Genomic DNA, 10,174 nt, shown 5'->3' on the forward strand with positions numbered 1-10,174 from the left:
GGAGTACGATATCGGGTGCCTTAACGTTTCTCGAGCCAGTGAGGTACTGGATGTCTCTCAACGAAGCCGCCGCCGTTGCGGTGAAGAAGAAGCTCACGCTTCTCGACGAATCCCTCGCCCGTTTCGCCGTGCGAGCTACCCTGGCGGGCGCGTACCTAGCCATCGGCACGGCATTCGCTGGCGTAGTGGGGATGGGTGTCGAAAAGCACGCGGCTGGCTTGGGCTCCTTGGTTTTCGCTGCGCTTTTCGGGCTCGGCCTGTTCGCCATTGTCATCTTGGGTGCTGATTTGGCCACCAGCAACATGATGTACATGGTCTACGGCGCGGTGAAGAAGCAGGTGGGGTGGGGAAAGGCGCTGTGGTTGCTCGTGGTGACCACGCTGTTTAACCTCGTCGGCGTAGTGATTTTTGCCGCCGCCATGTCGGTGTCCGCGAAGCTGGGAAACATGGACCCGGGTCACCTTATCGCCACGATGTCGGCGGGGAAGCTGGAGAAGACCCCGGGCGGTCTTTTCGTCGAGGCCATCGTTGCCAACTTCGTGGTGAACATGGCGATCATCGGGGCGATCTCGGCCAAGGAGCTGGTGTCCAAATTCTTCGTCATCGTTCCCATCATCGCGTGCTTTGTGGGCTTAAGCCTTGAGCACGTCATCGCGAACTTCTGTCTGATGATGCTGACGGTCTTCTGTGCTAGCCCGCTGCCCGATGCCTTTAGCCTGGGCGCGGTGCTCACCAACTGGTCCATCGCGTGGATGGGAAACCTCATCGGCGGTGGCTTCCTCATGGGTGGGGTCTACGCGTGGCTTAACTCCGGCCCGGAAGCGTATCGCGACTAAGTTGACCCGAATAAAGGTTGAATCGGTCGCCGCGGGCAAAGCCGACGAGCGCCATGCCCGTCTCCCGGGCGGTTGTGACGGCTAGGGAGGAGGCTGCGGAGACCGCGACAAGCATGCCGAAGCCGGCCATAGCGGCCTTGTTGACGAGTTCGAAGCTGGCGCGCGAGCTCATGACCAGAATGAGGTCACTGGCGGGCAGCTTTCCTTCCATGAGCAGGTTGCCGATGACCTTGTCGGCGGCGTTGTGCCGCCCGACGTCCTCGCGCACCACGACGGGAGCGCCGTCGAGAGTAAAGGCCCCGGCAGCGTGAATACCTCCGGTTTTACGGAACTGCTTCTGCTCCCGCTTGAGGGCCTCGGGCAGCTTGGCGACGACCCCCGGATCCACCGGCACCTGTGGAATCTCGTAGCGTGACTGCTTCATGAGTGCCTCGATGGAGGAGGTGCCACACACGCCGCAGGCGGACGTGGTGGTGGTCAGACGCAGATCGGCGAGCGTGAGCGCGTGGGGGTTAGCCAGCTCCACGTCGAGCAGATTATAGGGATTGCGCCCATCCACCGAGGCGCCGGCGCAGTAGCGGGCCCCCCGGACGTCACTGACCTTCTCAATGTGTCCTTCGGAGTGGAGGAAACCATGTGCCAGCTCGACGTCGTGTCCCGGGGTGCGCATCGTCGTCGTTAGTGTTTGCCCGCCGACGCGGATCTCCAGCGGCTCCTCGCCGGCGACGGAATCGCCACGGGTATCGACTTGGGTGACGTGGCCGTTCTCATCGAGGCGCACCTTGGTCACAGCGAATGTGGCGTTGACGCGCCCGCTCATCGGTTGAGGGCCTCCTTCAAGGTGGCAATGTGTGCACGGGCCTCATCGGTGTTCTTGGACGCGAGCCCCACCAGGTAAGCGGTTAGGGGAGCGGCGGGCCGGGGCTGGGTATGCGCAACGTCTTTGGTCAGATCGAGAAGTTCTTTGATCAAAGCGGTGGCCTCCTCGGGAGAGGCGCCGATCAGCTCGGCAGCCTCCTTCAGCCACTGATGGGCGGTGCGGATCGGATCAGGTGTTTCGCTCATGGCTTCCTATGCTAACGCGTTTTGGAAAACTGCATGTCAGCGGGTAGAGTAATCCGACGGACTTGCATTTTTCCACTCCTGTGCCGCGAAAACAGTGCAGGAGGTGCGGAAACGTGCCAAGCCGGAAGAATTGAACACATCTACTTTGTTGTAGGCCCCTCGCCGTAGATAGCGGACCGTTGTCTGTATCAAAGGGTGGCGAGCGCCTCGTGGTATTGACCGCGGGGAGCGTGAGTAGCCCGAAATCACACGGAAAACGCTTTGGTGAGCTTTTGTGGGAACCGCAACGAGAAAGGTTAAAGGTCACTCATATGACTATGACTGATCCTATTGCCGACATGCTGTCGCGCGTGCGCAACGCATCTAATGCGCACCACGACGTCGTGTCGATGCCGACCTCCAAGCTCAAGGCGAACATCGCTGAGATCTTGAAGCAGGAAGGCTACATCGCTGACTACTCCGTCGAGGGCCACGAGCTGTCCCTCGAGCTTAAGTACAACAACCGTGAGCGTTCCCTCTCGGGTCTGCGTCGCGTGTCTAAGCCGGGTCTGCGTGTGTACGCAAAGTCCACCGAACTGCCGCAGGTTCTGGGCGGCCTGGGCGTGGCTATCATTTCCACGTCTCAGGGTCTGCTTACCGACCGTCAGGCTCAGGAGAAGGGTGTAGGCGGAGAAGTTCTCGCCTACGTCTGGTAAGGGAGGATTGACACATGTCTCGTATCGGTCTAGCACCTATCGCCGTCCCGAAGGGCGTCGACATCACCATCAATGGCCAGGTTGTCAACGTTAAGGGTGCCAAGGGCACCCTCGAGGTTGAGCTGCCGGAGCCGATCACCGCAGCCGTCGAGGATGACGAGATCAAGGTCTCCCGTCCGGATGACGACCGCAAGAACCGCGCCCTGCACGGTCTGGCCCGCTCCCTGGTCAACAACGCCGTTGTTGGCGTGACCGAGGGCTACACCAAGAAGATGGAAATCTTCGGTGTTGGTTACCGTGTCCAGCAGAAGGGTAAGGACCTGGAGTTCTCTCTGGGCTACTCCCACCCGATCCTCATCGAGGCTCCGGAGGGCATCACCTTCGCTGTGGATGGCGCAACCAAGCTCTCCGTATCTGGTATTGACAAGCAACTGGTTGGACAGGTCGCCGCGTACATCCGCCGCCTGCGTAAGGACGATCCTTACAAGGGCAAGGGTATTCGCTACGACGGCGAGCAGGTCCGCCGCAAGGTCGGAAAGACGGGTAAGTAAGCAATGGCTAACACTGAAAACGCAAAGCGCACCCCGGTTGGCAAGGACATTTCCTCGCGTCGTCGTGAAGCACGCGCGCGCCGCCACTTCCGCATCCGTAAGACCCTCCGCGGCACCCCTGAGGCACCGCGTCTGGTCGTTCACCGCTCCTCCCGCCACATGCACGTTCAGGTCATCGACGACCTGGCCGGCCACACCCTGGCTGCCGCTTCCTCCATGGAAGCCGACGTGCGTGCACTCGAGGGCGATAAGAAGGCCAAGGCTGCCAAGGTAGGCCAGCTCATCGCTGAGCGCGCCAAGGCCGCTGGCATCGAGCAGGTCGTCTTCGACCGTGCAGGCTACAAGTACCACGGCCGCGTTGCTGCGCTGGCCGACGCCGCTCGCGAAGGTGGTCTGCAGTTCTAATGATTAAGGCATACGGAAACATCAACGGAAGGAACGCCTAATGTCGGACCGTGAACAGCGTGACGGCGGACGCTCCGCCGAGAACAACAACGACCGCAAGGGTCGCAACAACGGCCGTCGTAACGACCGCCGCAACCACCAGGACAACGAGCGCGATAAGTACATCGAGCGCGTTGTGACCATCAACCGCGTCGCTAAGACCGTCAAGGGTGGCCGCAACATGTCCTTCACCGCTCTCGTCGTCGTCGGCGACGGCCAGGGCATGGTGGGCGTCGGCTACGGCAAGGCCAAGGAAGTCCCGGCCGCAATCCAGAAGGGTGCAGAAGAGGCTCGCAAGAACTTCTTCCGCGTCCCGATGATTGCTGGCACCATTACCCACCCGGTTGAGGGTCGCGACGCAGCTGGCATCGTGATGATGAAGCCGGCCGCTCCGGGTACCGGTGTCATCGCCGGCGGTGCTGCTCGTCCGGTGCTTGAGTGCGCTGGCGTGCAGGACATTCTGTCGAAGTCCCTGGGCTCCGACAACGCTCTCAACGTCGTCCGCGCTACCGTGGACGGCCTCAAGCAGCTGGTTCGCCCTGAGGAAGTTGCCGCACGTCGTGGCAAGTCCCTCGAGGAGGTCGCACCGGCCCAGATGCTGCGCAAGCGCGCAGGTCAGGAGGCATAAGCAATGGCTCTGAAGATTACTCAGGTAAAGGGCCTTGTGGGCACCAAGCCGAACCACCGCGCAAACATGGAGTCGCTTGGTCTCAAGCGCATCGGTCACTCTGTTGTGAAGCAGGACACCCCGATCATCCGCGGTATGGTTCACAAGGTGCGTCACCTGGTCACCGTCGAAGAAGTGGCAGGGGAGTAAACCATGGCTGATATCATCAAGCTCCACGACCTGCGCCCGGCCGCAGGATCCAACAAGCCCAAGACCCGCGTCGGCCGCGGTGAGGCATCCAAGGGTAAGACCGCTGGTCGCGGTACCAAGGGCACCGGAGCTCGTAAGCAGGTACCAGCTGCTTTCGAGGGTGGCCAGATGCCGATCCACATGCGTCTGCCGAAGCTTAAGGGCTTCAAGAACCCGAACCACGTTGAGTACCAGGTAGTCAACGTTGCTGACCTCGCAGAGGCTTTCGCTAACGGTGGCGACGTCACCGTTGCGGACATCGTTGCTGCTGGCCTGGTTCGCAAGAACCAGCCGGTCAAGGTTCTGGGCAACGGTGAGATCAACGTTAAGTTGAACGTCACCGCTGACAAGTTCTCCAAGTCTGCTGTTGAGAAGATCGAGGCTGCTGGCGGCACCGCCACCGCAACCAAGTAATTCCCTTACAGGCTCTGTGAGAGCCATCGCCCTCCCGCGGCGCCACCTTTCGGTGGCCTGCGGGAGGGCTTCTGGTGTTTTCGGGGCAGCCCCTGGGCGCAGAAGGCATGAGTACCTTTTGAGGGGTACCTTATGGCTTGTGCGTTATGTATTGACCTGGGGGTTTACGTGGAGAGGCCCGCAAAAGGCATCTCTCAAAAGGTATTAATGCCTTTTGAGAGAAACCTTATGGCATGAAAATTATGCGTCGCCGTTAGGCCTCGTTGACCGTCTTCTCGTAGAGGCCGGGGAAGCGGCCATCCGGATCGGTGACGGCCTTGATGCGCTCCGGGAGGTTTCCGCCGTAGAGCTTGGCAAATTCTTCGGGGGAGTAGAATGCCTCCGAATACAACGATTTATGCCCGCCGAGTTCGCTGACTTTAGCTTCGATGACGCGATTGAAGGCGCCATTGCCCGGAGCAGAGGGGTCGACGTGATTGCCCTCCACGCCTGACCAAAAGCCCACGTTGATCCACGTCTGGCCCGGGCGCAGGGGGTACAGCGGCCACGGAGCTGGGGAATCAGCGGCCAGCGTGCCCGCGTCAACGAGGTCTTCGACGCCCTCGCGCAGCCGAATCGGGCACAGCCACACTGGTTGGATGTCGGAGGCTTGGAAAAACCAATCCAAGAACTCCGGCAAATTGTCCGGTGTGACCTCGATGTCCTGCACCACGCGCTCGGCGCGGGGTAGGCCCTTCGGCTTCTTGATGAAGTTGTACTCCAGCTCGTATTTGCGGTCTAGGCGCACGAGCTTCCAGTAGAAGGAACTGCGGCGCAGCTGCCGCGGCCACACCTTGCGCACGCGCGGATTCTGCGCCCCGAAAGCGCGCGAGCACCAGAACCAGTCCGTGTCCCAGCGCCAGATATAGTCGCGCACCGTGAGGCGGTCGCGGCGGATGCCGCGGGCGTGCTGAAGGCTGCGGTAGAAGATCTTGTCGCGCGTGTAGTCGGAGGTCGGCCCCGCCTCATCCGTAAAACGGGCCATGACGAGGTATGACTCCTCCGGCGAGAAGACCACGCCATCCAGGCCGTGCACTTCGACATCGTCATAGGTGTGGGTGCGGGAGACGTCGTCAAGCGTGCGTGCCAAAGACTCGAAGTCGTGAAAGCGTACCTCCCGCAGCTCCACATAGGGTTTGACCGCGCGCAGCTCAATCTTCAGGCGCACCGCATAGCCCAAGGAGCCATAGGAGTTGGGGAAGAGGCGGAAGAGATCGACGTTCTCCTCGCGCGAGCACGTGACAATATCCCCCGTGCCGGTCAGGATGTCCATCTCCAGGACGGATTCATGCGGCAGTCCATCGCGGAAGCTCGTGGACTCCACTCCCATCCCCGTCACGGCGCCGCCCAGGGTAATGGTCTTGAGCTGCGGCACCACAAAGGGCATAAGCCCATGCGGCAGGGTGGCGTCGACGAGGTCCTCGTAGGTGCACATGCCCTGGACCTCGGCGGTCTGTGCGATCGGATCGACCTCAATCACCCCATCCAGACCGGAGACGTCCAGCCCGGCTTGCTCACCGCTGCGCCCGCGGAACAGGTTCGAGGTTTTCTTGGCCAAACGCACACGCTTATCCTTCGGCACCGCGTGGAAGCTACGCAGGAGCTTATCGACGCCCTCCCGGTGCGCCTTCCAGTCCACCGGCGGAATCTCTACTGCGTCAACGCTGCGGTGATTACGGATGAGATCGGTCAACATAAAACTCCCTTAAGTCTTTAGAAGCGCGAATCTTCCCACCAGCGGCGCTCTGGCACGCCGGCGCGGGAGCCGGCTTCGCCCAGTTTGACGCCCACGAAGTGGTACAGGTTGATGATGTTGTGCTCAAAGCCCCACTCGGAGCCGGCCATATAGATGGCCCACAGGCGCGCGGTGGGCAGACCCACCAGCGAGCAGGCTTCCTCCCAATTCTCCTTGAGGTTCTCGCACCAATCATGCAGCGTGCGCATGTAGTCGAAGCGGAGGGATTCCGTGTGGACAACTTCGAATCCGGCATCCTGCATGCACTTGGTGATAGTGCCGGAGCCGGAGAGCTCGCCGTCGGGGAAGATATAGCGGTCGATGAACCCACCCTTCGGCGTTTTATGGTTATCCGGGTAGGTGATGCAGTGGTTGAGCATCACACCACCTGGCTTGAGCTTGCCGTGAAGGAAGCTGAAGAAGCTGGGATAGTTCTTGACACCGATATGCTCGAGTAGCCCGATGGCGGAGATGGCATCGAAGCCTTCCTCGGTGACGTCGCGGTAATCCAGGAAGCGGATTTCCGCCAGGTCCTCGAGGCCCTCCTCCTTAATCTTGGCTTGGCCCCATTCAGCCTGTTCCTTGGACAAGGTCACACCGACTGACTTCACGCCGCGCTTAGCGGCGTAGCGCACCATCCCGCCCCAGCCACAGCCGACGTCCAGGTGGCGGTCGCCCTCCTTGAGGCGCAGCTTGTCGAAGATGAGCCGGTACTTGTTTTCCTGAGCCTCATCCAGCATGGCGTCGGGGGAGGGGTAGTAGGCGCAGGTATATGTCATCGAATCGCCGAGGAAGAGTTCGTAGAAGTCATTGCCCACGTCGTAGTGATCGGAGATGACGTCTGCATCGCGCTCCTTGGAATGCTTGGACAGGCCTTCGTGCAGCTTGCGGCGCAGCCAGGAAGCGCGCTCAACCTCTGGGACCGGCTGGATTTGGAAGGCACCCAGCGAGGCTAAGGAGCGGACTACCCGGGCCAGCGTCTTGGCGTCCGGGCGGGAGAACTTGTCATACATCGCATGCAAAGCGTCGAAGATGCCATAGGGATGCGCCGGGTGTTCGCCTTCGACCGTGATGCCATCAGTGACATAGGCGCGGGCGAACCCGACGTCCCCTGGGTGAGTAGCGATATAGGCCAAGCCCTGGAGGTTGTTAATCCTGACGGTGAACTGCGCATCGGCCGGGCCGGTAGAGGAACCGTCGAATGCCTCCCAGCGGAAGGGGTTGGGGCTGGGAACGAAGGTATCGATGATCTCAGCCACGGTCATTGGGGTGAATCGCTTACTCATAAAATTACATACTTCTTTCGGTTCAGTGTCTGGCAGATCAAGAACGGCCATACTCCGAGACACTCCAGGCGTCGCCGGAAAGGTCGAAAAGACGTAAAAACCTTGTAAGGACATTGCCTTAAAGCAACGGGGTCCATGGTAGGCCCGATCTGTAGAAGGCGCTAAGGGGGAAAACCATAGGGAGCCCAGCGGCGTGGCATGGGCGGGCTCAATGTGGCGAATGAGGCCGAGGCTGGTAGGGTGATGGGGTCAAAAGTGTTCAACCGTTCCTATGAGAGACCTTAAAAAGACTCTTAAAGTTTGGGAACAGATGAGATCCACCCCCGTGCGCGGCGAATTCGAACCGCATAGCAAGCGCGGTAGGCCAGGAGGATTTAGTAGTGTCCGCCATTCTGCAGGCTTTCAAAGATGCCGACCTGCGTAAGAAGATCATCTTCACGCTCGTGTTGATTATCCTCTACCGCGTTGGCGCACAGATCCCGTCGCCGGGCGTTGATTACGCCACCATCGCCGGCCGGCTTCGTGACCTCACGGAGGAAGCAGGCAACCTCTATTCGGTGATCAACCTGTTCTCCGGTGGTGCGCTCCTGCAGCTGTCCATCTTCGCCATCGGCATCATGCCGTACATTACGGCGTCGATTATCGTGCAGCTGCTGACCGTGGTCATTCCCCACTTCGAGCAGTTGAAGAAGGAGGGACAGTCCGGTCAGGCCAAAATGACGCAGTACACGCGCTACCTCACCCTGGCGTTGGCGCTGCTGCAGTCTTCGGGCATCGTGGCTCTGGCGGACCGCGAGCAGCTTCTAGGACAAGGTGTGCGCGTCCTGGCGGAGGACCGCAACTTCTTCACCCTCATCGTGCTCGTTATCACCATGACCTCCGGCGCCATCCTTGTGATGTGGATGGGTGAGCTGATTACTGAGAAGGGCATCGGCAACGGTATGTCGCTGATGATTTTCGCCGGTATTGCTACCCGCCTTCCTACCGACGGCGTTAACATCCTCCAGAACAATGGCGGCCTGGTCTTCGCCATGGTTCTTGCCGGGCTCATCTTCCTCGTCGTGGGCATTACCTTCATCGAGCAGGGCCAGCGCCGGATTCCGGTGCAATACGCCAAGCGCATGGTGGGCCGCCGCCAGTACGGTGGTTCCTCCACCTACCTGCCGCTTAAGGTCAACCAGGCCGGCGTTATCCCGGTCATCTTCGCTTCCTCGCTGATCTACATGCCGGTGCTCATCACCCAGATCGTTAACTCCGGTTCCGCGGGCGTGTCTGATAACTGGTGGCAGCGCAATGTCATCGCGCACTTGCAGTCGCCGAGCTCCTGGCAGTACATCGTCCTGTACTTCGTGCTCACCATCTTCTTCTCCTACTTCTACGTTTCGGTTCAATATGACCCGGCCGAGCAGGCTGAGAACATGAAGAAGTATGGTGGATTTATCCCGGGCATTCGCCCGGGCCGACCGACCGCCGAGTACCTAGGCTTTGTCATGAACCGTCTGTTGTTCGTCGGCTCGATCTACCTCGCGGTTATCGCCGTCTTGCCGAATATCCTCCTGGATCTTGGAATCGGCAGCGCTGGTGCCGCTGGTACCTCCGCTTTCGGTGGTACCGCCATCCTCATTATGGTCTCGGTGGCCCTGACCACGGTCAAGCAAATCGAGTCCCAGCTCCTACAATCCAACTACGAAGGACTGCTTAAGTAATGCGTTACGTACTCCTTGGCCCTCCCGGTGCCGGCAAGGGCACCCAAGCCGCTCTCCTCAGCGAGAAGCTCGGCGTTCCGCACATCTCCACCGGTGACCTCTTCCGCGCCAACATTGGTGAGGGCACCCCGCTCGGCGTAGAGGCCAAGTCCTACATTGATGCCGGCAAGCTGGTGCCGACCGACGTCACGGCTCGCATGGTGGAGGACCGCCTCAACCAGGATGACGCCAAGGACGGCTTCCTTCTCGACGGCTTCCCGCGCACCGTGGAGCAGGCCGACATCCTGGAGAAGCTACTCGCCGACAAGGGCCTGAAGCTCGATGGCGTCCTGAACTTTGAGGTATCCGAGGACGTCGTGGTCGAGCGCATGCTTGCTCGCGGCCGCGCGGACGACACAGAGGAAACCATTCGCACCCGCCTAGGTGTCTACCGCGAGGAGACCTTCCCGCTCATCGAGCACTACGGCGATGCCATCATCTCCATTAAGGCTGAAGGAAGCGTTGAGGAGATCAACGAGCGCACCCTTCAGGCTATGGGCAAGTAATC

General features: G+C 60.4%; 13 protein-coding genes. 9 read left to right on the forward strand and 4 right to left on the reverse strand.

The window, feature by feature from the left end; genetic code table 11:
* Positions 1-50: 50 nt before the first annotated feature.
* Positions 51-836, forward strand: coding sequence for a formate/nitrite transporter family protein (locus tag HMPREF2943_RS03655; RefSeq protein WP_070710825.1), 786 nt, complete (start codon positions 51-53; stop codon positions 834-836).
* Here the strand turns inward: HMPREF2943_RS03655 and fdhD are convergent.
* Both fdhD and HMPREF2943_RS03665 read right to left on the reverse strand, forming a co-directional pair.
* Complete coding sequence (gene fdhD / locus HMPREF2943_RS03660) at positions 805-1,656, reverse strand: formate dehydrogenase accessory sulfurtransferase FdhD (protein WP_070710826.1); 852 nt, start codon at positions 1,654-1,656, stop codon at positions 805-807. The two genes, HMPREF2943_RS03655 and fdhD, sit on opposite strands and share 32 nt — an antisense overlap.
* A complete protein-coding gene (locus HMPREF2943_RS03665) occupies positions 1,653-1,901 on the reverse strand; it encodes a DUF6457 domain-containing protein (protein WP_070710827.1) in 249 nt (82 codons plus the stop codon). The genes fdhD and HMPREF2943_RS03665 overlap by 4 nt, the downstream gene beginning before the upstream one ends.
* 311 nt (positions 1,902-2,212) lie before the next feature.
* Between HMPREF2943_RS03665 and rpsH the strand changes: the two genes are divergently transcribed.
* The 6 genes from rpsH to rplO are packed head-to-tail and all read left to right on the forward strand — an operon-like array spanning position 2,213 to position 4,861.
* A complete protein-coding gene (gene rpsH / locus HMPREF2943_RS03670; protein ID WP_010189573.1) occupies positions 2,213-2,596 on the forward strand; it encodes a 30S ribosomal protein S8 in 384 nt (127 codons plus the stop codon).
* Positions 2,597-2,610: 14 nt separating this feature from the next.
* The gene (gene rplF, locus HMPREF2943_RS03675; RefSeq protein WP_010189572.1) at positions 2,611-3,147 is read left to right on the forward strand and encodes a 50S ribosomal protein L6; all 537 of its coding nucleotides are present in this window, start codon (positions 2,611-2,613) and stop codon (positions 3,145-3,147) included.
* A 3-nt stretch (positions 3,148-3,150) separates the two neighbouring features.
* Entirely contained in the window at positions 3,151-3,552 is a 402-nt protein-coding gene (gene rplR / locus HMPREF2943_RS03680; protein ID WP_046648465.1) for a 50S ribosomal protein L18, read from the forward strand.
* A 40-nt stretch (positions 3,553-3,592) separates the two neighbouring features.
* Entirely contained in the window at positions 3,593-4,219 is a 627-nt protein-coding gene (rpsE, locus tag HMPREF2943_RS03685; RefSeq protein ID WP_010189568.1) for a 30S ribosomal protein S5, read from the forward strand.
* Positions 4,220-4,222: 3 nt separating this feature from the next.
* Entirely contained in the window at positions 4,223-4,408 is a 186-nt protein-coding gene (gene rpmD, locus HMPREF2943_RS03690) for a 50S ribosomal protein L30 (protein ID WP_010189565.1), read from the forward strand.
* A 3-nt stretch (positions 4,409-4,411) separates the two neighbouring features.
* Entirely contained in the window at positions 4,412-4,861 is a 450-nt protein-coding gene (gene rplO / locus HMPREF2943_RS03695; RefSeq protein WP_010189563.1) for a 50S ribosomal protein L15, read from the forward strand.
* A 253-nt stretch (positions 4,862-5,114) separates the two neighbouring features.
* Here the strand turns inward: rplO and HMPREF2943_RS03700 are convergent, their stop codons facing one another.
* Positions 5,115-6,596, reverse strand: coding sequence for an FAD-binding oxidoreductase (locus HMPREF2943_RS03700; RefSeq protein WP_070710828.1), 1,482 nt, complete (start codon positions 6,594-6,596; stop codon positions 5,115-5,117).
* A gap of 17 nt (positions 6,597-6,613) precedes the next feature.
* Positions 6,614-7,921, reverse strand: a complete 1,308-nt coding sequence (locus tag HMPREF2943_RS03705; RefSeq protein WP_070710829.1) for a class I SAM-dependent methyltransferase — start codon at positions 7,919-7,921, stop codon at positions 6,614-6,616.
* Between the two features lie 380 nt (positions 7,922-8,301).
* Between HMPREF2943_RS03705 and secY the strand changes: the two genes are divergently transcribed.
* Positions 8,302-9,627, forward strand: a complete 1,326-nt coding sequence (gene secY, locus HMPREF2943_RS03710) for a preprotein translocase subunit SecY (RefSeq protein WP_070446562.1) — start codon at positions 8,302-8,304, stop codon at positions 9,625-9,627.
* On the forward strand, positions 9,627-10,172 hold the full coding sequence (locus HMPREF2943_RS03715; RefSeq protein WP_070446560.1) for an adenylate kinase: 546 nt from the start codon (positions 9,627-9,629) through the stop codon (positions 10,170-10,172). Before secY ends, HMPREF2943_RS03715 begins: the two co-directional genes overlap by 1 nt.
* Positions 10,173-10,174: the final 2 nt, after the last annotated feature.

Origin of the sequence: Corynebacterium sp. HMSC072D12, assembly GCF_001813925.1 — a bacterium.
In the GTDB taxonomy this organism is placed as follows: Bacteria; Actinomycetota; Actinomycetes; order Mycobacteriales; family Mycobacteriaceae; genus Corynebacterium; species Corynebacterium aurimucosum.